Origin of the sequence: Arthrobacter sp. LFS091 (genome assembly GCF_047977885.1) — a bacterium.
Classification (GTDB): Bacteria; Actinomycetota; Actinomycetes; order Actinomycetales; family Micrococcaceae; genus Arthrobacter.
In genome coordinates this window covers 42,745-67,878 of the sequence record NZ_JBFPFP010000009.1, presented here as the reverse complement: position 1 = coordinate 67,878, position 25,134 = coordinate 42,745, and the positions used below count along the sequence as shown (strand labels likewise).

General features: G+C 63.5%; 24 protein-coding genes. 6 read left to right on the top strand and 18 right to left on the bottom strand.

What is annotated here, in order from left to right; translation table 11 throughout:
- Window positions 1-17: 17 nt before the first annotated feature.
- The 3 genes from gdhA to ACNQOP_RS17370 all read right to left on the bottom strand — a co-directional run bounded on the left by gdhA (window position 18) and on the right by ACNQOP_RS17370 (window position 3,422).
- Window positions 18-1,355: an NADP-specific glutamate dehydrogenase gene (gdhA, locus tag ACNQOP_RS17380; RefSeq protein WP_416405258.1), complete on the bottom strand. Its 1,338-nt coding sequence runs from the start codon at window positions 1,353-1,355 to the stop codon at window positions 18-20.
- Window positions 1,356-1,562: 207 nt separating this feature from the next.
- Window positions 1,563-2,096, bottom strand: coding sequence for an ArsR/SmtB family transcription factor (locus ACNQOP_RS17375; RefSeq protein ID WP_257370912.1), 534 nt, complete (start codon window positions 2,094-2,096; stop codon window positions 1,563-1,565).
- 99 nt (window positions 2,097-2,195) lie between these two features.
- A complete protein-coding gene (locus ACNQOP_RS17370; RefSeq protein WP_257370914.1) occupies window positions 2,196-3,422 on the bottom strand; it encodes an acetoin utilization protein AcuC in 1,227 nt (408 codons plus the stop codon).
- A 103-nt stretch (window positions 3,423-3,525) separates the two neighbouring features.
- On the opposite strand from ACNQOP_RS17370, the gene ACNQOP_RS17365 reads away from it, so the two are divergent.
- Window positions 3,526-4,959 (top strand): TrkH family potassium uptake protein, encoded by a 1,434-nt coding sequence (locus ACNQOP_RS17365; protein ID WP_416405257.1) that lies wholly within the window; start codon window positions 3,526-3,528, stop codon window positions 4,957-4,959.
- A 40-nt stretch (window positions 4,960-4,999) separates the two neighbouring features.
- Window positions 5,000-5,638 (top strand): potassium channel family protein, encoded by a 639-nt coding sequence (locus ACNQOP_RS17360; RefSeq protein ID WP_011775951.1) that lies wholly within the window; start codon window positions 5,000-5,002, stop codon window positions 5,636-5,638.
- A 3-nt stretch (window positions 5,639-5,641) separates the two neighbouring features.
- On the opposite strand, the gene proC is transcribed toward ACNQOP_RS17360, so the two are convergent.
- From proC to ACNQOP_RS17325, 7 genes are all read right to left on the bottom strand, one after another.
- Window positions 5,642-6,472, bottom strand: a complete 831-nt coding sequence (gene proC, locus ACNQOP_RS17355) for a pyrroline-5-carboxylate reductase (RefSeq protein WP_235517393.1) — start codon at window positions 6,470-6,472, stop codon at window positions 5,642-5,644.
- Between the two features lie 307 nt (window positions 6,473-6,779).
- Entirely contained in the window at window positions 6,780-7,613 is an 834-nt protein-coding gene (locus tag ACNQOP_RS17350; RefSeq protein WP_235517394.1) for a sugar phosphate isomerase/epimerase family protein, read from the bottom strand.
- A 1-nt stretch (window position 7,614) separates the two neighbouring features.
- Entirely contained in the window at window positions 7,615-8,730 is a 1,116-nt protein-coding gene (locus ACNQOP_RS17345; RefSeq protein ID WP_416405256.1) for a Ppx/GppA phosphatase family protein, read from the bottom strand.
- A gap of 77 nt (window positions 8,731-8,807) precedes the next feature.
- On the bottom strand, window positions 8,808-9,242 hold the full coding sequence (locus ACNQOP_RS17340; RefSeq protein ID WP_235517396.1) for an SseB family protein: 435 nt from the start codon (window positions 9,240-9,242) through the stop codon (window positions 8,808-8,810).
- Between the two features lie 66 nt (window positions 9,243-9,308).
- Complete coding sequence (gene topA, locus ACNQOP_RS17335) at window positions 9,309-12,032, bottom strand: type I DNA topoisomerase (RefSeq protein WP_284986273.1); 2,724 nt, start codon at window positions 12,030-12,032, stop codon at window positions 9,309-9,311.
- A gap of 125 nt (window positions 12,033-12,157) precedes the next feature.
- Window positions 12,158-12,859 (bottom strand): ArsR/SmtB family transcription factor, encoded by a 702-nt coding sequence (locus ACNQOP_RS17330; protein ID WP_284986272.1) that lies wholly within the window; start codon window positions 12,857-12,859, stop codon window positions 12,158-12,160.
- Window positions 12,856-14,523: a DUF7059 domain-containing protein gene (locus ACNQOP_RS17325; RefSeq protein WP_284986271.1), complete on the bottom strand. Its 1,668-nt coding sequence runs from the start codon at window positions 14,521-14,523 to the stop codon at window positions 12,856-12,858. The genes ACNQOP_RS17330 and ACNQOP_RS17325 overlap by 4 nt, the downstream gene beginning before the upstream one ends.
- 94 nt (window positions 14,524-14,617) lie before the next feature.
- Between ACNQOP_RS17325 and ACNQOP_RS17320 the strand changes: the two genes are divergently transcribed.
- On the top strand, window positions 14,618-15,061 hold the full coding sequence (locus ACNQOP_RS17320; protein ID WP_284986270.1) for a DUF6023 family protein: 444 nt from the start codon (window positions 14,618-14,620) through the stop codon (window positions 15,059-15,061).
- A gap of 65 nt (window positions 15,062-15,126) precedes the next feature.
- Window positions 15,127-15,651, top strand: coding sequence for a hypothetical protein (locus ACNQOP_RS17315; RefSeq protein WP_284986269.1), 525 nt, complete (start codon window positions 15,127-15,129; stop codon window positions 15,649-15,651).
- Window positions 15,652-15,660: 9 nt separating this feature from the next.
- On the opposite strand, the gene ACNQOP_RS17310 is transcribed toward ACNQOP_RS17315, so the two are convergent.
- Entirely contained in the window at window positions 15,661-16,557 is an 897-nt protein-coding gene (locus ACNQOP_RS17310; RefSeq protein WP_416405255.1) for a rhodanese-related sulfurtransferase, read from the bottom strand.
- A 146-nt stretch (window positions 16,558-16,703) separates the two neighbouring features.
- Between ACNQOP_RS17310 and ACNQOP_RS17305 the strand changes: the two genes are divergently transcribed.
- Both ACNQOP_RS17305 and ACNQOP_RS17300 read left to right on the top strand, forming a co-directional pair.
- Entirely contained in the window at window positions 16,704-17,399 is a 696-nt protein-coding gene (locus ACNQOP_RS17305; RefSeq protein WP_284986268.1) for a GNAT family N-acetyltransferase, read from the top strand.
- A 99-nt stretch (window positions 17,400-17,498) separates the two neighbouring features.
- Complete coding sequence (locus ACNQOP_RS17300; RefSeq protein ID WP_416405254.1) at window positions 17,499-19,841, top strand: DEAD/DEAH box helicase; 2,343 nt, start codon at window positions 17,499-17,501, stop codon at window positions 19,839-19,841.
- Between the two features lie 8 nt (window positions 19,842-19,849).
- Here the strand turns inward: ACNQOP_RS17300 and ACNQOP_RS17295 are convergent, their stop codons facing one another.
- The 7 genes from ACNQOP_RS17295 to ssd form a co-directional block, all read right to left on the bottom strand.
- Window positions 19,850-20,239 (bottom strand): Rv3654c family TadE-like protein, encoded by a 390-nt coding sequence (locus tag ACNQOP_RS17295; RefSeq protein WP_416405253.1) that lies wholly within the window; start codon window positions 20,237-20,239, stop codon window positions 19,850-19,852.
- 8 nt (window positions 20,240-20,247) lie between these two features.
- Window positions 20,248-20,634 (bottom strand): TadE family type IV pilus minor pilin, encoded by a 387-nt coding sequence (locus tag ACNQOP_RS17290; protein WP_416405252.1) that lies wholly within the window; start codon window positions 20,632-20,634, stop codon window positions 20,248-20,250.
- Window positions 20,631-20,957 carry a DUF4244 domain-containing protein gene (locus ACNQOP_RS17285; protein WP_284986264.1) on the bottom strand — a complete coding sequence of 109 codons (327 nt, stop codon included), beginning with the start codon at window positions 20,955-20,957 and terminating at the stop codon, window positions 20,631-20,633. Before ACNQOP_RS17285 ends, ACNQOP_RS17290 begins: the two co-directional genes overlap by 4 nt.
- Before the next feature lie 306 nt (window positions 20,958-21,263).
- Window positions 21,264-21,758 (bottom strand): type II secretion system F family protein, encoded by a 495-nt coding sequence (locus ACNQOP_RS17280; RefSeq protein ID WP_416405251.1) that lies wholly within the window; start codon window positions 21,756-21,758, stop codon window positions 21,264-21,266.
- Window positions 21,759-21,871: 113 nt separating this feature from the next.
- A complete protein-coding gene (locus tag ACNQOP_RS17275) occupies window positions 21,872-22,648 on the bottom strand; it encodes a type II secretion system F family protein (protein WP_416405250.1) in 777 nt (258 codons plus the stop codon).
- Window positions 22,645-23,907 (bottom strand): TadA family conjugal transfer-associated ATPase, encoded by a 1,263-nt coding sequence (locus tag ACNQOP_RS17270; protein WP_416405249.1) that lies wholly within the window; start codon window positions 23,905-23,907, stop codon window positions 22,645-22,647. Before ACNQOP_RS17270 ends, ACNQOP_RS17275 begins: the two co-directional genes overlap by 4 nt.
- Window positions 23,904-25,016 carry a septum site-determining protein Ssd gene (gene ssd / locus ACNQOP_RS17265; RefSeq protein WP_416405248.1) on the bottom strand — a complete coding sequence of 371 codons (1,113 nt, stop codon included), beginning with the start codon at window positions 25,014-25,016 and terminating at the stop codon, window positions 23,904-23,906. The genes ACNQOP_RS17270 and ssd overlap by 4 nt, the downstream gene beginning before the upstream one ends.
- Between the last annotated feature and the right edge of the window lie 118 nt (window positions 25,017-25,134).

Genomic DNA, 25,134 nt, shown 5'->3' with positions numbered 1-25,134 from the left:
ACCCAACCAGGGGGGCGCTAGATCAGGCCCTGCGCCAGCATCGCGTCGGCTACCTTGACGAAGCCGCCGATGTTGGCGCCCACCACGTAGTTTCCGGGCGCACCATATTCGTCGGCCGTTGCCGCGCAGCGGTCGTGGATGCCCACCATAATCTCGGTCAGGCGCTGTTCAGTGTACTCAAAGGACCACGAGTCGCGGCTGGCGTTCTGCTGCATTTCCAGTGCAGAGGTTGCCACGCCACCAGCGTTGGCAGCCTTACCCGGGCCGAAGAGGATCCCGGCCTCCTGGAAGACCGACACGGCCGAGCGGGTGGAGGGCATGTTGGCGCCTTCAGCCACCGCGATGAGTCCGTTGCTGACCAGCTTGGCGGCAGCATCGCCGTCGAGCTCGTTCTGCGTGGCACATGGCAACGCAACGGTGCCGGTGACATCCCACACCGAACCACCGGCCACGTGGTTGGAGCCGGGGCGGCGGGCGGCGTAATCGGTCAGGCGGCCGCGCTCGACTTCCTTGACCTGGCTCAACAGCGCGACGTCGATCCCGGCTTCGTCCACGATGTAACCGGCGGAGTCGGAACAGGCCACCACAGTGGCACCGAGGGATTGTGCCTTGGCGATCGCGTGGATGGCCACATTGCCCGAACCGGAGACCACAACGCGCTGGCCATCGAAGGACTGTCCCCGGGTCTTGAGCATCTCCTGGGCGAAGATCACTGTGCCGTAGCCGGTGGCTTCGGGCCGGACCAGGGAGCCACCCCAGGAGATGCCCTTGCCCGTGAGCACGCCGGATTCGTACCGGTTGGTGATGCGCTTGTACTGCCCGAAGAGGTAGCCGATTTCCCTGCCGCCCACGCCAATATCGCCGGCGGGAACGTCGGTGTATTCACCGATGTGGCGGTACAACTCGGTCATGAAGGACTGGCAGAAGCGCATGATTTCCGCGTCGGAACGCCCACGGGGATCGAAATCCGAGCCGCCCTTGCCTCCGCCGATCGGCATGCCGGTGAGCGCGTTCTTGAAGATCTGCTCGAAGCCGAGGAACTTGACGATTCCCAAGTACACGGACGGGTGGAAGCGGAGGCCGCCCTTGTAGGGACCCAGCGCGGAGTTGAACTCGACCCGGAAGCCACGGTTCACGTGCACGCGGCCGGCATCGTCGGTCCACGGAACGCGGAAGATGATCTGGCGTTCAGGCTCACACAGGCGCTCCAGGACAGCGCCCTCAAGGAACTCAGGGTGACGGTCGTGCACAGGACCGAGGCTTTCAAAGACCTCAATGACGGCCTGGTGGAATTCCTTCTCCCCCGGGTTCCGCGCCAACACGGTGTCCCGGACAGCCTCGAGCCTTGAATCCATGCGTCTTCCTATCCTCAGTACGCCGGCCAGCGGCGGGACGATCAGTCCCGCCCATGGTTGCACCCGAGGAGGTGGGATCTCCATCCGGGGCGTATATGACCCTCAGTGGGGAGTTAACACAACTGTAGAAAATCGTTGAAAACACAAGGAAACCGGAAGTGAACATAGGCTCACAATGTGAGCGGAATCACTTTGGCGTGAGTTCTATTACCGCTTGCGACCGAATTTGGGCAGGTTGGGGAGGTTCGGGAGATTGGCGAGGAGGTCGGCGGCTTTCGTCGCAGCCCGCCCGACAGTACGGCCAATCTGCTGGGGAACAGTGTCGTCGGACGTCAGGTCCAAGGAAACCGGAGTCGCACTGGCATGGACTTTTACGGCCTGGCCGACTGCGTCCGTACGGGTAGGGGCCTCTTCAGGGGCGGCGTCCGGCGCAGCGGCGGCCACCTCGGTGGAAGGCGCGACGGCGGCCGGAGCCGCGGGTCCGACGTCGAACGTTTCCAGCCAACTCACCACACCGGCGAGCGGCTTGGGATTCAGGGCGTAAAACCGCTTCTGGCCCTGGGCGCGCATGCTGACGAGGTCCGCCTCGCGGAGCACTTTCAAATGCTTGGAGATAGTGGGCTGGCTTGCAGCCAGTTCTTCCACCAGTTCGCCTACAGCTTTATCCCCAGAGCGGAGGGAGACCAGGATGTCGCGCCTGGTTGCCTCAGCTATGACGGCAAATACGTCGTCAGTCACCATGCCTCCCACACTAGCGACATATACGCCAAAAGGCATCCCTATGTCGTTGTGATGCGGCCTGCAAAACGCGTTGCCGCGCGGGCGCTGCCCCGCAGGGGATCAATCGAACCAGGGGTCCAGTCCGTACAACGGGAAAATCTCCTTGCGGGTGGCGATGACCGTCCGATCAACATCATCGGCCGGGTCGTAGCCGACCTCCCACGAGCGCCACCACACGTCGACGTCGTCGCCCATCTTCTCCGGCGCCCAGACTCCATACGTTTCCTTCACGTATGTGCGCCATGCTTCGGGGACGGGCGTGCTCAGCGGGACCGGCCGTTGGGTCACCATGCCGATCAGGTGGCTCCACGCCCTCGGCACCACACCCGTAACGTCGTAGCCGCCTCCACCGGTGGCGATCCAGCGGTTGTCGCAGTAGCGGGCGGCGAGGCTCCCGACGGCGGACGCGGCCTCGCGCTGTCCGTCGACGCTGAGGGTCAGGTGCGTCAGGGGGTCGTCCCGGTGCGAATCGCAGCCGTGCTGGCTCACGATCACTTCGGGTTTGAAAGCCCCCACCAATTGGGGCACCACCGCGTGGAAAGCCCGCAACCAGGCAGCGTCACCGGTGAACGTGGGAAGGGCAACATTGACTGCCGTTCCGGGTGCCTCCGGGCCGCCGGTCTCGTTGGCGAATCCTGTCCCGGGGAAAAGTGTCAGGCCGGTTTCGTGGAGCGAGATGGTCATGACCCGGGGGTCGTTCCAGAAGATGCTCTGCGTCCCGTCGCCGTGATGCGCATCCACGTCGATGCTGACGATCCGCTGCACACCGCCGTCGAGCAGTCTTTGGATAGCCATGGCGACGTCGTTGTAGACACAGAATCCGCTGGCCCGCTCCCGGGCCGCATGGTGCATGCCGCCGCTGAAGTTCACGGCCCGAACGGCGCGACCGGACAGGATGGTGTCCGCCGCCAGCAGGGAACCGCCGGCGAGGCGCGCGCTGGCTTCATGCATACCGGCAAAGGCGGGATCATCCTCCGTGCCAAGGCCGCGGCTCTCCTCGGGGCGGGTGGGGTCCGCGGAGACGCGGCGCACAGCTTCCACATACTCGCGGCTGTGAACACTGTAAAGCTCGACGTCGGTGGCCACCGCGGGTGCCTCGACGGCCACGTGCTGGTGGTCGAATAGCCCCAGGGAACCCGCCAGCCGCGCCGTCAGCTCGAGCCGCTGCGGCGCCATGGGATGGCCGGGGCCGAAGTTGTAGGCGGTCATGGCTGGGTCCCACACCACCGTCGTTGGCAGTGCGGAGCGCGTAATGCTGGAAGCAGTTGTTCCAAGCCCGGAGTTCATCCAGAACAGGCTACCTGAGGCTGGCGGGGCCCAGCGCCCGGTTACGCCGCAGGAATAGTGGTTTACTACTCAGGAAAGCTTGTTTCAACCGAGGAAGAGCGCCATGTCTCAAAGCCAGTCGCGGTCCACCAGCCCGACCAACTGGCAACCCAACCAGCCGGAGCGGGAAGGTCTGTGGATCTTCACCCGGGTGCGCGACTTCATCGACAACATTGCCAACACCTCACCGGCCCGACTGGCGCTGACCGTGTTCGCGGTGGTGATCCTTGTCTTCACGGGTTTGCTGTCCCTGCCCGCCGCTTCGACCAGCGGTACCGTCACACCCTTGCACCAAGCCATGTTCACCGCGGTCTCCAGCGTTTGCGTCACCGGGCTGACCGTGGTTTCCACCGCAGCCCACTGGACGTTCTTTGGGCAGCTGGTCATCCTGGTTGGCATCTTCGTTGGTGGCTTGGGCACCCTGACCCTCGCCTCGCTCCTGGCCCTGATGGTCAGCAAGCGGCTGGGCGTCCGCGGGAAACTCATTGCCCAGGAAGCCATGAACAACGCGGGCCGCCTCGGTGAAGTGGGTACCCTCCTCCGGATCGTCATTGTGACGTCCGTGGTCATTGAGGGAGCCCTGGCGTTGGCCTTGATCCCGCGCTTCATCATGCTCGGCGAGGATTTCTGGCAGGCCGTCTGGCACGGCGTCTTCTATTCGATTTCTTCCTTCAACAACGCCGGTTTCACGCCACACTCCGACGGCATTGTTCCCTACGAGACCGACCTCTGGATCCTCATCCCCCTCATGCTGGGCGTTTTCCTTGGCAGCCTGGGCTTCCCCGTGGTGATGGTTCTGCAGCAGAACGGGCTCAACTGGAAGAAGTGGAACCTCCACACCAAGCTGACCATCCAGGTCTCCTTCATCCTGCTGGCGGCCGGGACAGTTCTCTGGGGCCTCATGGAGTGGGACAACGTGCGGACCATCGCCAACATGAACCTCGGCGACAAGATCACCCATTCGCTGTTTGCCTCCGTCATGACCCGTTCGGGCGGCTTCAACCTGGTGGACCAAAACCACATGGAATCCACCACCATGCTCCTCACCGATGCCCTCATGTTCGCAGGCGGCGGCTCGGCTTCCACCGCAGGCGGCATCAAGGTGACCACCATTGCGGTCATGTTCCTCGCCATCATGGCCGAAGCCCGCGGTGACGCCGACGTGAAGGTCTATGGCCGCACCATTCCCCAAGGAACCATGCGCGTGGCCATCTCCGTGATCGTCGCTGGCGCCACCCTGGTATCCGTGGCAGCATTTTTGTTGCTCTCCATCAGCGGAGCCTCGCTGGACAGGGTGCTCTTCGAATCCATCTCAGCCTTTGCCACCGTGGGACTGAGCACCAACCTCAGCGCCGAGCTGCCGCCGTCGGGCGTTTACGTCCTTACAGTGCTGATGTTCGCCGGACGCGTCGGCACCGTTACCCTTGCCGCCGGGTTGGCCTTACGCCAGCGCAGCCAGTTGTTCCACTATCCGGAAGAGAGGCCAATCATTGGCTAGTACCACTGGGGCCGCCAACCGCCCCGCCCACAACGCCCCAGTGCTGGTCATCGGCCTGGGCCGGTTCGGCTCAGCAACGGCCGAGCAACTGGTCAAGCAGGGCCGCGAAGTCCTTGCGATCGAGCGCGACAGGACCCTCGTCCAGAAATGGGCACCGGTCCTGACACACGTGGTCGAAGCCGACGCCACCAACATCGACGCCCTGCGCCAACTCGGCGCACAAGAGTTCAGCTCTGCCGTGGTGGGTGTAGGTACGTCCATTGAATCCTCGGTGCTGATCACCGTGAACCTGGTGGACCTGGGCATCCAGCACCTGTGGGTCAAGGCCATCACGCCCTCGCACGGCAAGATCCTGACCCGGATCGGCGCCAACCACGTGATCTACCCCGAAGCCGACGCCGGAGTACGCGCCGCCCACCTGGTGTCCGGCCGCATGCTGGACTTCATCGAGTTCGACGACGACTATGCGATCGTCAAGATGTACCCGCCCAAGGAAACAGTGGGCTTCACCTTGGAGGAATCCAAGGTCCGCTCCAAGTACGGCGTGACCATTGTGGGCGTCAAAACCCCGGGCGAAGACTTTACCTATGCCCGGCCGGAAACCAAAGTGTCCGGCCACGACATGTTGATCGTGTCCGGACACGTGGACCTGCTGGAGCGCTTCGCCGCGCGTCCCTAGGAATCAGCCGAGCTGCTTGGTGATCTCTGCCGCCCGGGCTGCTGCGGCGCGGGCACCGTCGGCGATGATCTTGGGGATGCCGCCGTCGTCAAAAGCCATGATGGCCCGCTCGGTGGTTCCGTTGGGGCTGGTCACAGCAACCCTCAGCTGCGTGGGGTCCGCGCCTGGCTCAGCCAACATGAAGCCGGCGCCGGCCACTGTTTCGCGGGCCAGCATGACGGACAGCTCCCGGTCCAGGCCCAGCTCGACGCCGGCTGCAGCCATGGCCTCAGCCAGGTAGAACGCGTAGGCGGGTCCGGAACCGCTGATGGCCGAGAGCGCGTCAACCTGCTCTTCGGGGATTTCCACCACCGTGCCGGCCCCGGCCAGGGCCTTCTTGGCCTGCTCCAGTTGCTCCGGGGTGCAATGCGTCCCGGGCGATACGGAGACAACGCCACGGCCGAGCCTGGCAGGCGTGTTGGGCATCGTGCGGATGACCGGCTGCCCCTCAGGCAGAGCGGCTTCGAGTTGTGCAATGGAGACAGCCGCAGCGACGCTGACCACCAAGGTGTCCTTCGCCAGTGCTGGGCTGATCTCGCGGGCCAGGTCCAGGATGCCAACCGGTTTGACGCCCAGGATGACCATTCCGGCGCCTTTGGTGGCCACTTTGTTGTTATCCGGGTCTTCTTCGCCGGCGATGGCCATAACGCCATGGCGCTGGGCCAACTCGTCCGCGCGTTCCGCACGACGGACGGTGGCAACAATGTCGGACGGGTCCGCCCCCGCGGCCAGGAGACCGCCCAGGATTGCCTCGTTCATGGATCCACAGCCAAGGAATGCGATTCGGTTGCTCATGGCTCCATCATTGCAGTTGGCATCCGACGGGGTCTAACGGGTTGAACATTCCCAGCTTGCTCCCAAGGTTATTGCAGGCAGCACTCATGCTCGGTGCCTAACGTAGTTATTACCTCATTGAGGGTGCGAGTGATGAGGCGGGCATGGGGATGTCCGCCACAAGCACCGGTGGCCGGGCGGGTTTTCCCCCATTTCCCGATTCGGCCGCCGGTGCTTTCGCCTTTAAGCAGCAGAATCCCGCCCTCGTCCGCCTGCCGGGCCGTAGTACGGCGGGGCTGGCGAACAAGAACGGGAAAGCCCGACGCCGTTACTGGTCGGAGCTGCGTACCAGCGGAACGCTGAGGTGCTGCCGGGCGAAGCGCAGGGTTTCCGCCAACATTTCCTCGCGCTCCCCCGCTACCTTTGCTTTACGGGTGGAAATCTCGGCCACCACCACGCCGTCGAATCCGGAAGCCGCCAAATACTGCAGCGAATCCGCGCACTGCTGCGTGCCCATGCCCGGCACCAGGTGTTCGTCCTTCCCGGAGCCCGACCCATCGGTCAGGTGCACGTGGCGCAGCTTGCTTCCCAGTGCCTTGATGGCTTCCAGACTGTTGGCCCCGGCAGTGGCAGCATGCGAGAAGTCCCACGTGACGTCGTCGTAATCCTGGCCCAGCGGGTCCCAGTGCGGCAGGTACGCCACAGCTTCACGGCCGCGCACCCGCCATGGGTACATGTTCTCCACGGCGATCCGCACCTGGTACGTTTCGGCCATTTCCCGGACGCCCTCCACGAAGTTCTCCGCGTAATTGGACTGCCAGCGGAATGGCGGGTGCACCACCACGGTGTCGCAATCAACCTCCGCTGCCATCTGGCACGATTTCTCGATCTTGCTCCACGCCGAACCCCAGACCTGCTGCGTCAACAACAGGGTGGGTGCGTGGATGGAAACGATCTTCTGGTGATAACGGTGGCTCAGCTGGATGAGGGCGTCGGGGTTTTGGCTCACCGCGTTGTTGGTAACCATCACCTCCACGCCCTCGTACCCCAGGTCCTGGGCCACGGCAAAGGCGTCGTGGACGCTCAGCGGATAAACGGACGCACTGGACAGCGCCACCGGGATCTGGCGGTCATTCACTTCAGGTTCGACGTCGTTACTCATCTCAGGAGGCCAGCCCGCCTGCCACAGGGGCTGGGATGGGTGATGGGGATGGTGTGTTTACCGGGACCGGGAATTCCTTGACCGGGTGAGGCTCGTCAATGTCCGTGGTCTTGCCACTTTCTTTGGACTTCTTCTTGGATTTGTCCTTCTTGCGCTTGCCCACGTGCGGCGCAGGATCCAGGGCGTCCTCGAACACCAGCTGGTCCAGGCGGCGAAGGATCAGGCCTTCGCGCAGGGCCCAGGGGCAGATCACCATACTGGGGAACTCAAAGAGCTCCAAGGCCGCCTCGGCAACCAGGGCGCCGGCCAACAACTGGGGTGCCCGGGCGTCCGATACTCCGGGAAGGTACAGCCTGTCCTCCACTGTCATGGCCGAAATGCGTTGTGCCCACAGCCCCAGATCAGCCGCATGCAGTTCGCGTTTCACATAGGGGCCTGCCGCGCTGGGCGCTGCCCCCGCGATCCGTGCCAGTGAACGGAACGTCTTGGACGTGCCGGCAACCAGGTTGGCCCGCCCGAGGTCGTCGAATTGACGGACCACCGGTTTCAACGTGGAACGGATATAGCGCCGCAGCTCCTTGACGCTCTTGGCCGTGGGGGGATCGTCATGGAGCCAATCGCGCGTCAGGCGGCTGGCGCCCAACGGGACGGACGTGGCGAATTCAGGGAGCTCGTCTGTTCCATATGCCATTTCAAACGAACCGCCGCCGATGTCCAGGTCCAGGACGGGCCCAGCGCCCCAACCGTACCAGCGGCGAACAGCGAAGAACGTCATGGACGCTTCCTCGCTGCCCGTGAGTTCCTGCAGGGTCACGGTGGTCTCGTGTTTGACCCTTGCCAGGACCTCCGGACCGTTCGTGGCCTCGCGGATGGCGGAGGTACAGAAGGCCAGGAGGTCCTCGGCCTTGTGCGTGGCGGCGAACTCCCAGGCCTCCAACACGAACTCAATGAGCTCATGCTGTCCGGCATCGGTGATGTTTCCGTCGCCGTCGAGGTATTGCACCAATGACAGGGGGCGCTTATGGGAAGCGAAAGCTACCGGGCGCGCGCCGGGATGAGCATCCACCAGCAGGAGATGGACGGTGTTGGACCCGATGTCGAGAACGCCAAGACGCATTCTGCCATTATTCCCCGATTCGAAGGCCGCAAAGCAATTTGTGGACGTCGTTTCGCATTCGGGGATCTGGTTGGCCGCTATTCGGTGGGCTCGCCGGCTTCATCAGCGCGCTTGAAGTCGCGGCGGATGTTCGCGATGCCTTCCGGATCGATTTCGAAGCCAAACTCGCTGCCAGGATTGATGACCATGCCCAGCTCATCACCGATGTTGCCGAGAATGGCTGAACCCATGGTGCCCAGGACGTGCGGGGCTGCTTCAAGGAAGCGTTCGTCGACGCGGCTGGGGTGGCTGAACACCGCCAGGACGGGCTGGCCATCAGCGTTGGACAGCACCAGTGGCTCCACCGAGGAATCAGGGCCGTCCACGGCTTCCGAGCTGACGAGGTAAACCTCGTTGTTCAGGAAGGCGAGGATGACGTCCACCGGGTTCGCGTCCGGTTGTTCGGCCATGGCGAGCTTCGCCTCAAGGTCGTTCAAGGGTTCGTTGTCCGGGGAAACGGTCTGTTCAGTCATGGTTCTACTCGACCACGATGCCGGCCGGGACGCAATTCGCTCATGCTGTCCCGGCCGTCGCAGCTGTTACTTCTTGGCTGCGGCCTTACGTGCCGGCGCCTTCCGGGTGGTGGTCCGCTTGACCGGACCCTTGGCCCGCTTTTCAGCCAAAAGCTCGACGGCGCGCTCCCGGGTCAGTTCCTCAAGGGACGTTGAGCGGGGGACCGTAATGTTCGTGACGCCGTCGGTGATGTAGGGCCCGAAACGGCCCTCCTTCACCACGATGTTCTTCTCCGACACCGGGTCAGGACCGAACTCGGCAAGAGGCGGCACGGCTGCCCGTGCGCCACGTTGTTTGGGCTGCGAGTAGATTTCCAGCGCCTGTTCCAGGGTGATCGTGAAGATTTCCTCTTCCGATCCGATGGAACGTGAGTCGGTACCCTTTTTCAGGTAGGGACCAAAACGGCCGTTCTGAACGGTGATGGGGTTGCCGTCGGCGTCCTCGCCCAGGACCCGGGGAAGGCTCATGAGCTGCAGGGCCTCGTCCAGGGTGACAGTGTCCACTGTCATGGACTTGAACAGCGAACCTGTGCGGGGCTTGGCCTTTACGGGCTTCTTCGGCGGCTTGGGCTTGCCGTTCTTGTAGTACTCCACGGGCTGGTTGGCCAGTTGTTCCTCGGTCATCTCGGGGATGATCTCGGTGACGTACGCGCCGTAGCGCCCGTTCTTTGCCACAATCGTGTGGCCGGTGTGCGGATCCGTGCCCAGGACGCGTTCCTCCGGGGCTGCCGTTTCCATGAGCTCTTTGGCTTTGGCTGCGGTGAGCTCGTCCGGAGCCAGTTCCTCAGGAACATTCGCCCTGGCGGACTCCACTACTTCGCCGGTCTTCTCATCCACGGTGGGAATGGAGCTTTCCAGGTACGGCCCGAACTTGCCCACCCGCAGCGTAATGCCCTCTGCGATCGGCACCGAGTTGATCTCGCGGGCATCGATTTCACCGAGGTTGTTCACGATGCTCAACAGGCCGGGATCAGCGTCTTCGCCGTAGTAGAAGTGCTTAAGCCAGGCGGTTCCTGCGGCCTGGCCATTGGCGATCTTGTCCAGGTCGCCTTCCATGTCCGCCGTGAACTCATAGTCCACATAATCGGTGAAGTGCTGCTCCAGCAAGCGGATCACAGAGAACGCAATCCAGCTCGGGACCAAGGCGGAGCCCTGCTTCCGGACATAGCCGCGGTCCTGGATGGTGGAGATGGTGGAGGCGTAGGTAGAAGGCCGTCCGATGCCCCGCTTTTCCAGCTCCGCAGTCAGTGACGCTTCGGTGTAGCGCGGCGGCGGTGAGGTTTCGTGGCCCACGGCCAGGATGTCCGAGGCGGTCAGGGCGTCACCCTTGGCGACGTTCGGCAGGCGCCGGGCCTCATCGGACTCGTCGTCTCCGCGGCTTTCGTCCTTGCCCTCTTCGTAGGCGGCCAGGAAGCCGGGGAAGGTGATGACCGTGCCGGAGGCGGAGAATTCCGCGTCCCTGCCGTCAGCTGCAACCGCACCGAGGCGGATCGTGGCCGTGGAGCCCTTCGCATCGGCCATCTGGGAGGCAACAGTGCGCTTCCAGATGAGCTCGTACAGGCGGAACTCGTCACCACTGAGTTGCTTGGCAACCTGGGCCGGAGTCCGGAAGGAGTCACCGGCAGGTCGGATGGCTTCGTGCGCTTCCTGGGCGTTGGCGGCCTTGTTGGCATAGACGCGGGGGCTCTGCGGCACGTACTCGGGGCCGTAAAGCTCAGCTGCCTGGCGCCGGGACGCTGTCAGGGCTTCGTCGCTCAAAGCCGACGAATCCGTACGCATATAAGTGATGTAGCCGTTTTCATACAGGCGCTGGGCAACCTGCATGGTGCTCTTGGACGAGAAGCGCAGTTTACGGCCGGCTTCCTGCTGCAAGGTGGACGTGGTGAACGGCGCGGCCGGCCTGCGGGTATACGGCTTGGTATCTACCGAACGAACACGGAAGTCCGCGTTTTCCAGGCCGGACGCCAGTGACGTGGCGAGTTCCTCGTTGAGGTGCACCACATTGGAGGAGGTGAGTTGGCCGTTGTCATTGAAGTCACGGCCACTGGCTACCTTTGAGCCATCCACTGCGGCGAGCTTGGCCTTGAAAGAGCCGGAATCCGCACCGAACTGACCAGTGAGGTCCCAGTACGACGCTGCACGGAAGGCCATGCGTTCACGTTCGCGGTCAACCACCATGCGGGTGACCACGGACTGCACACGGCCGGCCGAAAGCCCGCGGGCCACCTTCCGCCACAGGACCGGGGAGATTTCGTAGCCGTAGAGGCGGTCAAGGATTCGACGCGTCTCCTGGGCATCCACCAAAGCCGTATCGACGTCGCGCAGGTTGTCCATGGCGCGGTGGATGGCTTCCTTGGTGATTTCGCCGAAGGTCATGCGGTAAACGGGAACCTTGGGCTTCAGGACCTCCAGGAGGTGCCACGCGATGGCTTCGCCTTCGCGGTCCCCATCGGTTGCGAGGTAAAGCGCGTCAGCGTCTTTCAGCTGCGCCTTGAGCTCTGCGACCTTTTTCTTTTTGTCCGGGGAAACAACGTAGTACGGCTTGAAGTCGTTTTCGACGTCGACGGCGAACTTGCCCAGCGAGGTCTTCTTCAGTTCTGCAGGCAGGTCAGAGGGCTGCGGGAGGTCACGGATATGGCCGATCGAAGCCTCGACGATGAAGCCCTCGCCAAGATACTTGGCGATGGTCTTGCTTTTGGCTGGAGACTCCACAATCACGAGTTTCTTGCCGGTTTTTGCCTTGCTGGGCACGGTGCTCCTACAGAAAAAATGTGTCATTGGGCTGGTGCCCATACTGGCCTAGTTCACCATAGTTTGTAGAATCCTGCGTTGTTGCAGGGAAACCAGGGCGGTGGTGCGCGGACCCGGATGGGCTCCTACTGTCCGGGTGCTACGCGGTCATCCGGGATCATTGACCACAAGGTTGCCATACGTTCGGCACCTTCGGGTATTTGGGTAGGGTCCTCGAGTTCGTACTCACGCAGAATTTCACGGATCCGGTCCGAAAGCTCCTTGCGTTGCGGGTTGGTGAGGTACAGCAGGTTGCTCGCCAAAACCACGGCAGCAGGCTCTTCGCCGGAGCCACCCCGCTGGCGGCGTTCGCCACGGGCCCTGGCAAAAGCCGAAGCCCTCCGGCGGAACGCATCGAGCTCCAGGTCAACCACTGCGATTTCCGGGCTGGCTACGCTGCCTCCCGAGATGGTGAAGTCCGTCCCTGCGGCCTTCCAACGCCGTTCACGGGCGTCGCCCGCATTCTCTGCCGGAGCCACAATCCCCCACTTTTGGAGCGCACGGAGGTGGTAGCTCATTGCGCTGGGGGTCAGGCCGGTCCTTGCTGCGAGTTCGGTTGCAGTGTGGCTGACCTGGGTAGCGTAGAGCTCGGAGATGACCTCGATGCGGGCAGCGTGTGCAAGTGCGCGAATGGCCTTGGGATCGGTGATCTCAATCGTCTTTTCGGCGCGCTTGCGCCGGGGAACGTCGCCTGACGCTTGGGATGGCTGGTTGTTCGCAATCACTTCATCAGTGTAGTCAGCGTCACTTCCTTGCGGGCCGGCAGGCGGCACGGCGTCCTTTTTCATGCCGTGGCCTGCCCGGCCGAGGGAAGAAGGAACGAGTCGGGGACCAGGAAGCCGTCCAGGACGAGGTTGGTGACCTCCCGGAGCAGGCCTTCCCGGAAAGAACCCTCGTCGAAGTCTTCGCTGCCGCCCAGGAGGGCTACCAGCGCCGAGGCGATCTGCCCGACCGACAACTGTCCATCGCATGCCGAAACGAAGCCGGCGAGCTCGGTACTGAGCAAGTTGGTTCGGCGGAGGCCTGCGCCCTGGCGCAAGAGGATGACCCCGGGGTGCTCTGCTCCCGGACGCTGGTGGCGTTCCTCCGTGACGTCTTCCGCGACCACCAGATGAGCGTCCAGCAGCGGATTGGCCGCCACCCAGTCTGCGCGTTCCACGGCGGCGCCGAGGTGGGGTCCAATCGGCTGCTCGATGGCGTAGGTGATCTCTTCAAAGCGGTTGATGATGGCCCCCTCGGGGGACACCGGACGGCGGAGCCAGATCATGCCAAAGCCGATGCCCTCGACATTCCGCGACGCGAAGTCCTGCAGATATGCGGCGTAGGCCTCCTTATAGTGGCCGCCCTCACGGTTTTGTGAAGCGTCCTGAAGCCACGTTTCCGCGTACTGCTCCGGCCCAACCTGCTCGCGTTGAATGAACCAGACATCCAGACCCGAGTCATTCAGCCATGCTGTGGGACGGTCCTTCCAGTCAGACCCTGAGGTGACTTCCCAGTTACCGAGCATTTGGGCGGTCCCTCCCGGTTGGAGGACACGCGCCAGGGACTGGACCAGGGAAGCTACGATCTCGTCGCCGGGCAGGCCACCGTCCCGGTAAGTGAACTGCTCCGACGGCGATTCGCCGCCAGTCCGGGGCGTGATCACGAACGGTGGGTTGGACACCACCAAGCCGAACTGTTCCCCTTCCACAGGGTCAAGCAGCGATCCCAACCGCAGGCTTACCCGGCTCCCCAAATCGTCGGGATCCAGGTCCAACTCCCGCGCATTGAGGAGGAGGTTGAACCGGGTGAAGGCAAGGGCCCGCTCGGAGATGTCCGTGGCGGTCACATGGTCGCAATGGTGCAACAAGTGAAAGGTTTGGATGCCGCACCCGGTACCCAGGTCGAGCGCCCGCTCCGTGTGGTGCCTGACCGTGGTTTGGACAAGTGTCGTCGATGCGCGACCGATTCCCAGCACATGGTCGTGCCTCAGTACGCCCGGCTGCTGGTGGGCGGCGAGGTCGCTTGCCACCCAGAGGTCAGCGCCCCCGCTGCCGTCAGGGTTGGCATCCCAGCCGTAGGGCCGCAAGTCGACTTTGGCGTGGACCATCCCGGATTCTGCCGTGACCAGCCCCAGTTCCACCAGTCCTTGCACGCCGGTCCCGGGGACAGCGTCTTCCATTGCGGCGGTGGTTTGAGGGACGGCGAGCAGCCACAGCCGGACCACGGTGGTCAGCGCCCGCACCGCCGAATCTTCAGAGACAGCGAGCCGGTCGCTGGCCAACAATGCGGGGATGAGCTGATCCCTTCCCAGGGCATCTGACGCGGATTGACCCAACAGCTCAGCCACCCCGTCCACGGTGTAGGACATTGCGCGGAGGTCAGCGGCGAGCGCCGTGAGCAGTTCCGGACGGTCGCTGCGCGGAGCGTCGTCAATGTTGCCGGCTGTAAAGAAGGTAGCTGTCTCAGTCACCTTGCAAGTGTAGGTGCGGTAAACCGTGGCTGCGGATGCCAGCCCCACGCTATGTGGACAAAGATCGGTGTCCGAAGCCGGTAGCGTTGAGTTTATGCTCAACTTCTCCTCCACAAGGCGCCACGCGGGCCTTGTTGCCATCACTGCTGCAGTCCTCATGGCAGCCTGTGCTTGCCAGGCACCGGCCAACATCGCGGACGCGGACGTCCCAGCGTGGAAGGCGACTGCTCTCCCGGAAGCCAATGGTGTGGTGCTGGAGGACTCGGGAAAGATACTGAACCGGGACCCGCTGCTGAAGGAAGCGGCAAGTGTCCCCGCTGGAACCTACACCCTGACCATGGCGTGCGACGGGAGCGGCAAGGCCTACTTCGCGGTCTCCGCGGGCGGGAACAAGATCACCGACGCGGCCGCCGCATGCAACGGAAACCGTGACATCGTCAAGATCAAGGTGCCCGTTACCGGCCCCCTCAGCATCTCCACCAGCAGTGTCGACGCCCCGCTGATCTTCGCCTATCACCTGGCTCCCGCAACCAGTTAATCGAGCCCCGCCCCCTCGCGCACTAAAGCCTTCAGCCGCAAGCCATGCGGGCGTAAAGTCAGTGCATGGGGAGCAAGGCAGCTCGCTCGGTGATGGCACGGCGGTCGGCGAGGGCCGCCGTCGTACTTCTCATTGCGCTTGGCGGAAGCTTGGCGGGCTGCGAATACACCGGCGACGGCGGCCCGCAGGCAGATCCCAGCGCTACGGCAGGCAACGTGGTTCTGCCGCCCGATCCCGAGCTGGAAGAAACTGTCACCGGGGATGCGCTTCAAGAATGGGCGAAGTCGGCGCTGCCCGAATCCCAAGGGAAGTCGTTCTTCTCCAGCAGTGGTTACCTCAACGCCGGGGAGTCCAAATCGGAGCAGACGATGCAGTTGCCGGGCGGAACCTACGCAGTGACGCTGGCATGCCGCGGCACCCGACGGGTGATGTTTGCCGTCAAAGTGGGTGAAGCGGAGCTCGTGGACCTGACTCTGGGATGCGCAAATGCGCGGGTCAACGTGGTGCAGCTGGAAACGGACGCGGTGCTGTCCATCACGGTAGGATCCAGGTCGGAAGCCAACTTCGCCTACCGGGTGAGCAAACTGTAGCTCAGCCGGTCATGCGGCGTCGCAGCCCCCGGGGCAGCGCAGGGTTTCGGGGCTGGAAGCACAGTCGGCGCAATAGAGGGTCAGGGTGCGGCAGCTGGGGTTCGAGCAGTTCTCGAACTTGTTCGTCGGTGCTGAGCATCGGACGCATTCTCCAAGGGTTTTGGCTTCGTCGCTGAACTCAACGTGCATGCGCTTGTCGAACACATACAGGGAACCCTCCCAGAGCCCCTTGTCCTTGAACGTCTCGCCGTATCGGACGATTCCGCCATCCAGCTGATAGACCTCTTCGAAGCCGCGGTTAACCATCAAACTGGACAGAACTTCGCAGCGGATGCCCCCGGTGCAATACGTCACTACGGGCTTGTCCTTGAGGTGGTCGTACTTACCCGAATCGAGTTCTTTGATGAAGTCGTGGGTGGTGTCCACTTCCGGAACGATCGCATCCTTGAACTTGCCGATCTGCGCTTCGAAGGCGTTCCGCCCATCGAAGAACACCACGTCTTCGCCACTGGCCTTCTTGGCGTCGACCAAAGCGTGCAACTCCTCAGGCTGGAGGTGCTTGCCACCGCCAACCACACCGCCGGCGTCCACCTTGAGTTCGCCGGGTGCGCCGAAGGACACAATTTCGTCGCGCACTTTGACGCTCAGGCGCGGGAAGTCCGCGGCGCTGCCCTCCGACCATTTGAAGTCGATGTCGTGGAAGCCCTGGTACTCACGGGTCGTCTTAACGTACTGCTTCATGTTGTTGAGCTCGCCACCGACCGTGGCATTGATGCCATCCTTGGAGATAAGGATCCGGCCGGTCAGCCCGAGCTTTTCGCACAGGGCACGCTGCCACAGACGCACGGCGTCGGGGTCGGCAATCGGGGTAAATCCATAGAAGAGCACGATTCGGTTCAAAGCCACTATTCAAGGGTACTTGGTGCAGTAAAATCGGCCCTTCCTGACGCCCGGCTGCCCGTCTACCAGCGGGAAGTCACAATTGCATAAGCAACGTTCCTCCGGCTGGTATCGCTCTGTTGCTTCCCCGGGTGCTGGCATACTCTCTCTACATGAGTCCAGACGCCTTGGTTGAAGACATTGCGCACCTCTTGGAGGTCTGGGTAGCCGGCTGGTCCGGCTGCCGTGGCTATGAGAAACGCAAGGAGGGTCGTTTCCCTGCAGCCCTGCGAGCCGACAAAACCGGTGACTGGGAGTATTTCGCCCACGATCCCTCCGATGAAGAGTTCGCCGGCCTCGCGGCAAAGACCGCGGAATCACCGGCCCGCATCCTGACGGTCCTCACCAATGACGTCCAAAGGTACAAATTCCTCGCGGAACAGCACGGTCTCACGGTGACGTCCGCTTCCCAGACCATGATGATCGTGGACATGGAAACACAGGACGCCGAGGATCCCTGGCTTCCTGATGACGACCTGGAGCTTGCAGTGTCCGAGTCGAACGGCGTCCACCACGCGGTGGTCCACAGCGGCGAGAAAGTCGCAGCCAGTGGCCGTGTTTTCGTGGTGGACGGAACCGCTGTCTTTGACAAGATCGTCACCGAACCGGATTTCCAGCGAAGGGGGCTTGGGACCTTCATCATGAAAGCCCTCGCGGCCCAGGCCTATTCACACCAGGTGGAGAACGGGCTTCTCCTGGCTTCCCTGGACGGACAGAAACTGTATTCGCACCTTGGATGGGACGTCGTGGGCCACGTGCTGATGATGTCGGCCAGCGGAACCGAAGGATCGGACCTTTCGGGTAGCTGACACCTCCTCCCTGAAGCCATGGACGACGGCGGCACCCCTGCGTGCCGCCGTTCGCGGCTCCCAGCCGGGCGACGGTACGAACAGTGACAGAATGATTCGGTGGCTTTACCAAATTCGCTGATCACCTTGCTGGGCCGGACTCCCGACCCCGAGCAGCTGCGCCATGTCCACACCATCCCTGCCCGAAAAGCGGTCAACGAGCCCTGGCCCCAGTGGGTGCATCCAGACATCGTCGACGCCTACGGGACACTCGGCATCCAGGAGCCGTACCGTCACCAGGTCCAGGCTGCCGACATTGCCCACTCCGGCCAACACGTAGTCATCGCCACCGGTACAGCCTCCGGCAAGTCTCTCGCATATCAGCTGCCCGCCCTGGACGCCATCCACCGATCGGAACTGCGGGTCCTCTCCGATCCGGGAAAGATCCACGATGACGGCGCCGTCACCTTGTACCTGTCCCCCACCAAAGCCTTGGCGGCAGACCAACTCGCGGCCATACGCGGGCTGAAGCTGCCCACAGTCAGGGCAGAAACGTATGACGGCGATACAGACGTGTCCGCCCGCCGATGGATCCGGGACCACGCCAACTTCATCCTGGCCAACCCGGACATGCTGCATTTCGGAATTCTTCCCAACCACACCTGGTGGGCCCGGTTCTTCCGGAGGCTCCGGTACGTCATTGTGGACGAAGCGCACAGCTACAGGGGCGTCTTTGGCTCTCACGTAGCCAACCTCATGCGACGTCTCCGGCGGATCTGCGCTTACTACGGGGCTGGCACCGCTTTTCCGGAGCCCGTATTCATCGCGGCTTCTGCCACCGCGTCGGACCCCGGAGTTTCGTTCGGCCGGCTGATCGGCGCCCCCGTCAGGGAAGTATCTGAAGATTGCTCTCCGCACGGTTCCACCACGGTGGCTTTCTGGGAACCCGCACTGACCGACGTCAGGGGTGAGAACGGAGCCAAGCAGCGAAGGACCGCTGTGGCCGAAACCGCGGATATCCTGGCCAACCTGGTCTCCTCCCGTGTCCGAACCATTGCCTTCATCAAGTCCAGGCGCGGGGCCGAGTCCATTTCCTCCATCACCAAAAGGCTTTTGGACGAGGTCGACCCCAGCCTCCCGGGAAGGGTGGCCGCGTACCGGTCCGGCTACCTGCCAGAAGAACGGCGGGCCCTGGAACAAGCATTGAGGTCCGGGCAGCTTCTGGGGGTCTCCAGCACATCCGCGTTGGAACTCGGCATCGACATATCGGGTCTGGACGCCGTGCTGGTGGCCGGCTGGCCGGGAACACGGGCGTCCCTTTTCCAGCAGATTGGACGCGCGGGGCGTGCTGGACAAGACGCCATCGCGGCTTTCGTAGCAAGCGACGATCCCCTGGATACGTATTTGGTCAACCACCCGGAAGCCATTTTTGACGTATCCGTTGAGGCCACGGTCTTTGATCCGGGAAACCCGTACGTCCTGGGTCCGCATCTGTGTGCGGCCGCGGCCGAGTTGCCGATCGGACCTGCTGAGTTGGAGCTCTTTGGTGCCACGGCCGAAGGTCTCCTGGATCGTTTGGTGGCCCAGGGGTACCTTCGCAAACGTCCAGCCGGATGGTTCTGGACCCACCCCGAGAGTGCGGCCGGAATGGTCAACCTCCGGGCCGACGGCGGCGGACCTGTGAGCATTGTCGACGCCGGAACCGGATCCCTGCTGGGAACAATGGATTCGCCGCAGACCCACTACCAGGCCCACACCGGCGCCATCTATGTGCACCAAGGAGAAAGCTACTTGGTGGAAGACCTCAACGAGGCAGATCATTGCGTGATGGTGCGTCGGGTGAATCCCGACTTCTACACCACGGCCCGTGACGTCACCCAGATCGAAGTGCTCGAAACATCCCGCACAGTCCAATGGGGTGACATCACTGTGCACTTCGGCGATGTCAAAGTGACGACGCAAGTGGTTTCCTTCCAGCGCAAGGCATTAATTTCGAACGAGATCCTCGGAGAGGAACCCCTTGAGCTCGGGGCCCGGGACCTGTTCACGAAGGCCGTCTGGTTCGTGGTGGACAACCGTTCGCTTCATGGCGCAGGGCTGGTGGAAGCCCAGTTCCCTGGCGCCTTGCATGCTGCCGAACATGCAGCCATCGGGCTCCTCCCCTTGGTGGCGTCCAGCGACCGATGGGACATCGGCGGCGTGTCCACCGCCTTGCATGCCGACACCGGAGTGCCCACGATCTTCGTCTATGACGGACACCCCGGCGGTGCCGGTTTCGCGGAACGCGGTTACGAGAAAGCCAAAATATGGTTGTCGGCCACCCGGGACGCCATCAAAGCGTGCGAGTGTGAGGCTGGCTGCCCGTCCTGTGTTCAGTCACCTAAATGCGGCAACAAGAACAACCCCTTGGACAAGGCAGCCGCCGTCACACTTCTGGACGTCTTGTTGAAGGACGCCGTCTAAGCTCCGCCCTAGGGCGGCGGCCCGGCCTGAGGCGGCGGCCCGGCACGAGCACGTCCGGTGGCAGCACCCCAAGCGAAGGGATACGCCAGCTCGGTGGTGACCTCTATCTCGTCGCCGCCAAGAACCTTGCAGGAGGTGAGCCGGGCTTCGTGACGCCCAGCAACATCGCCGGCCACTGCGCAGGGTTCTCCCGAAGCAAGACCCCGTTCAGCATCAGCAGCTGCCAGCGCCGCGAGGTCAGCCGCAGTGGCTGCCCGCGATGCCGTGACGCTAGCCTGGACCAAAAGCAACAGCCCTGCCAGCAAGGCCATCACCACCGCTCCCAGAGCCAAAGCAAGGACCGTCCCGGCCCCGCGGTCGGATTGGACTTGGCCTGGTTCAGGATGGCGAGCCGTCACTGGCGCTTTCACGGGGAAGCCGACTCGGTCCGGGCCGACGCAGAGGCCGTCAGGTTCCACGGGATCAGGTATCCCAAGGCCCCGCCAACCGGAGAGGAGGCCGTGACCGTGCGCCAGCCGCCCTCCTCAGACAAGCCGGGAACCGCAGCTTCCCCAGCCAAACGCTTGACGATGGTTTCCACCGACCCGGAGGACTCACCCCTTGCTGATGCACGCGCCCCCGCCCGGACTGCCTCCTCCAGCCGGACTTGGGTGACGCCCGCAGCGCCACCTGCCAACAGGAGGGCAAGGAGTAACACCACCGCCGGCAAAGCGACGGCAAACTCGGCAGTGACAGCGCCTTGTTGTTTGCCCCAGCGGAGCTCACTCCTGCAGGCAGGCAGCCCTGGCGTCATGGCAGGGACAGTGCCGTGCGGATCAGATTGAGCAGGAAGCCGCGTACCTCTTCGCTGCGAAGAATGACCACCAGCAGCCCGGCCAAGCCCACGGCAGCCAACGTAGCAATGGCATACTCGGCAGTTGCCATTCCCGCTTCCGAACCCAAAACCCGGGCATCAGCCCCGAGACGCCTGTTCCGCCCTCTCCGGCGTTTGAGTGTCCCGACTCCGTAGGGCACAGTGAGGTGAAGGTCAGTTGCAGGGGTCGGAGCCGGAACATCGCCGAATCCGGAATCCATAAACGGCTCCAGTTCGAACTGCTCGATTCCGAAGGGTTCCATTGCATGGCCCTCCTCTGCAGTACCGAATGCCTGACTTGCTCGGCGAAGTTGGGAGCGGCGTCCGGACGGAGCACGAAGAAGTGTTTTCATGGTTGCTTCCTTTCAAAAATGCCGGCGGTTCTGCCGACAAACCTGACTCTTCCGTGGCTGGATCGAAGCTGGTAGGGAACGATTCCCGCAAGTGGATAACCCCGGCTTCGCACGGATTGTGGAGGGACAGTGGCACGGCGGACGGTGGCACGACTGAGCGCCGTCACGATGGCACAACGGGCCCGCAAGGAGCTGTAGCTGTAGGGGCTGACCCGCTCAGCCAGAGGGCACCATGGCGATCAGCACGGGCACGATGCCAAGGCAGATGAAGGCGGGCAACGAACAAAGGCCCAATGGAATGACTAGTTTCACGCCCAACGCTGCCGCCCGCTTCTCTGCGGCACGGAAGGCTTCGCGCCGTTCCCGGGCCGCTTGGGCATAAAGGATCGATGCCGACGGAGCACCCGTGATGGCTGCGAAAGCCAGCGCATTTTTCAACCGCACCACTTCGGGTGCGGGTTGCGTGGGAGTCCGCCAGGCGGTCTCCCAGTCGGCTCCAATTGCCAGTGCCGCAACGACTGGTCTCAGCGACTGCTGGATCGACGGGGAAGCCGCGCGAGAGATGAGCTCCAACGCACGCCCGATGCCCGCACCAGCGTCGAGCATGGAAGCCACCAGCTCCAGCATCATCGCTGTGTCGCGGAGACCGTCGGTTGGCGAGCGAGGATGCTCCGGCCCATCGGAGGCCTCCGGGCCGGGCGTGCCCGCCAAAGCCCAGGGAATTCCATGCGGTGTTCCCAACGGGCCCTTATGATGCCCGGGTCTGGCCCAACAGATGAATGAGGCCAAAGCCAGAACGGCAACCATCAGCATGACTCCGGACATCAGTATCCCCCTGCAGCTGAGGCAACCAGCCGTGACGACCAGACGCGGCCCGCAACGGTCAGCAGTAGCCCCGCTCCGAAGGTTGCAACACCAAGGATGTTGTCCAGCAGGATTCCCAACGGGTCCACCCCCAGGGCCATCCCGAGGAGCAGTCCGAAAACCGGGAGCCATGACAACAGCTTCACTGTCGCTTTGGGACCTGCGAGCGCAGTTTGCCGGGCGGCCTCCGCATCCTCTTCGGCGATGAGTTGGGCTGCGAAGCGGGAGAGGAGGTCCGCCAGCGGGCAGCCGCTGGTTTCTGCTACTTCCAGGCACGCGGCGAGCTCCATCCACACGCGCCGCTCGTTGCTTCCCCGGGCCGTGTATGACTTGGCTGCTGAGCTGCGGATGGCGTGGGCCGGTGAATTTCCGACGGCGGCCGCTGCACGTGCGGCGGCCAGCACCCTTTGTGAACTGTCAGAAAGCAACGCCGTTTCGGTTGGTGCGACGCGGTTTTCGTCCTGCTGCGCTGCGTGGACCAGCCAGAGTTCTTCCCACAACCGGGAAGGCCCCCGGCCACCACGCAGCAAGGCGGCAAGTTGCTGGACCAAAACCACCAGGGACAGGGGCGTCGGGCGCTTCTTCCTGCGTAGCAAACCCACTGTGAAGCCTTGGAAATCCCCACCCAGCACGGCCGGCTTTCCCAAGCTGCGCCTGACCCGCCGGCTGTCAGCACGGCTGCCTCGGAGATTCACCCACGCCGCTAAGCCCGTGACGATGACGAATACGGCGATCATCCGTTCCGGCCCATCACCGTCGAAGGGGCCGGAACCTGGAGGGCGTGATGCGTTGCCGCCCTCTTCGGGTCGGCAGGGTCCAGCCCGAGTCGGACGGCGAGTCCCGGCCACGCTGGCCCAGGTTCCATTCCGGACGGACTACGTCGGAGCGCAGCCACTACCTTTTGGCCCTCAGGGGTGTCAGCCAGGACACCAATGGATGCCACCTTGCGTCCCCACTGCGTCCGCTCCACGTGGATCACCACATCCAAGGCGCTCGAAACCTGCAACCGGACGGCCTCCGCGTTCAGCCCAGCGAGCGCGCCCAAGGCGACCAGACGTGCCGGAACGGCCTCTGCGGTGTTGGCGTGGATGGTTCCCCCACCGCCTGTGTGCCCGGTGTTGAGCGCAGTCAGTAGTTCACGGACCTCAGCTCCACGGCACTCTCCAACAATCAACCGGTCAGGACGCATGCGCAGGGCCTGCCGGACCAGCTCTCCGAGGTCCAACGCGCCTCCACCCTCCAGGTTCCCGTGCCGCGACTCCAGCGTCACCACGTGAGGGTGCACGGGGTTGAGCTCCGCCGCGTCTTCTATCAACACCAGGCGCTCCGTCGGACTGCTGAGCCCGAGCAAAGTAGAGAGCAACGTTGTCTTTCCCGAGCCTGTGGCACCACTGACCAGGAAGCTCAGCTTGCGGGCCATGATGGCGCGAAGGACTACCTCCACGTGCTCGGGAAACATGTCCCGCTCCTGCAGTTCCTCCAGCGCGAAGACTTCCTCGCGTCGGATGCGAACGGACAGTAGGGTGCCGGCTGTCGATATGGGCGGGAGCACGGCGTGAATCCGGTAGCCGCCGTTCAGCCTGACGTCCACGCACGGGGAACCGTCGTCCAGCCTGCGTCCGCCGGCCGAGATCAACCGGGAGGCGAGCGACCGGACCTGTTGCTCGTCGTCGAAGCGAATGGCTGAACGTTCAAGGCCTTGGCCGCGGTCCACCCATACTGACTCCGGGCCGTTGACGAAGATATCCGTGACGGCGGGGTCCCGGACCAGTTGCTGGAGGGGGCCAAGTCCGTTCAGCTCCGCATTGATCGACTCGGCCGCTTCCAACGCACCAGCCGCCCCCAGCAGCCTGCCGCTTGCCTGGACTGCTGCCGCAACGGTGGACGGAGTCACGGGCCCACTACCCGCGAGCACTGATTCCCGAACGGTTTCGAGAAGAACCGAGTCCAGCCTCCGGCCATGCCTCCTGCGTGCGGAATCGGGTACGCGATTCATTGGCCTTTTCCATCCAGTTCAAGGACATCCGCGGCAAAACGATTCACAGGTTTACGACGGCCCAGTTCCAGCAGGCGCCCCAGCTCGGTCCCTGACGCTACTCCCCGAAGCTCCGGAACACGGCCCACCAGCGGCAAACCCAAAGAATCCGCAATCAGCGAGGCGTCGACGGATGTGGAACTGTTTCCGCGGATGAGCAGGCCCGAATCCACTGGCGGTAGTTCTTGCAGGATCCGTGCAGCAGCGACCGCGGACTTCAGGTGGGACAGGGCTTGGAGCAGCAACCTGTCGCAGTCCCAGGCGAGCGTCGACATTCCGTCACCGTTTCGCCCAATGTCCACCACGATGAGCTCGAAACTCCGGCGCGCGGCATCCATGACGGCAGCCACCGCACCGGCGTCGGGAGTCGGGACTGCGTCCCGTGTTCCTGGCCACGACAAATAGGCGAACCCTCCCGCGATCGGCAGGGACTCCCGGAACTGGGTGGGGTCGATGCTTCCCCTGGTTTCTGCGAAGTCCGGCCATCGAAGGCCGGGAATGTCATCTGCCGTCACCGCCAGTTCCAGCCCACCGCCCCAAGGATCTCCGTCGATGAGCATGGTGCTGATGCCGTGGCTGGCGGCTGCCTGGGCAAGCCAGATCGCGGTGGTAGTGGCACCTGCCCCGCCGCTGCCGCCGATGACACCCACCACGTTCCCGCCCGGGTCAGGAGACCCGGAGAGGCTGAGGTGTTCGGCCAACCAGCCAGCTGCTTCAGGCAGTACCGCCACCCGTTCCGCTCCCAGGGCAGCTGCCAACCTCCACAGCCCGTCCCCGTCCGAGGCCCTGCCCAGCAGCACCGTCGGCGCTCTTCGCCGCGGTGGTAACTCCCGCACGTCACTGCCCACCAGGACGACGGCGGCGCTGTCCCACCCGTGGAGGGCTTCCCCGACATCCGCCGCGGTCCGCAGGCTTCCCCCTGCGGCCGCAACGATTCGTTTGGCCTCCTCTTGAAGGTAGTTATCACTGGATACGAGGAGGACTTCGACGGAATCCTGCGGCAGCCAGTTGGCACCTACCTCGACATCCTGGCTCCCGGTTCGTTTTTGCCTTCGATCGTGCTTGCTCATGAACCCCACCATGGCTGCAGGAGACGCCAGCTTGAAGGGCCCATCATCCGTATGTGCATAAAGCAGCGCCGACAGCGGTGTGGAGGACTGGTCGGTCCAAGCCCTGTGGAGAAAGGCC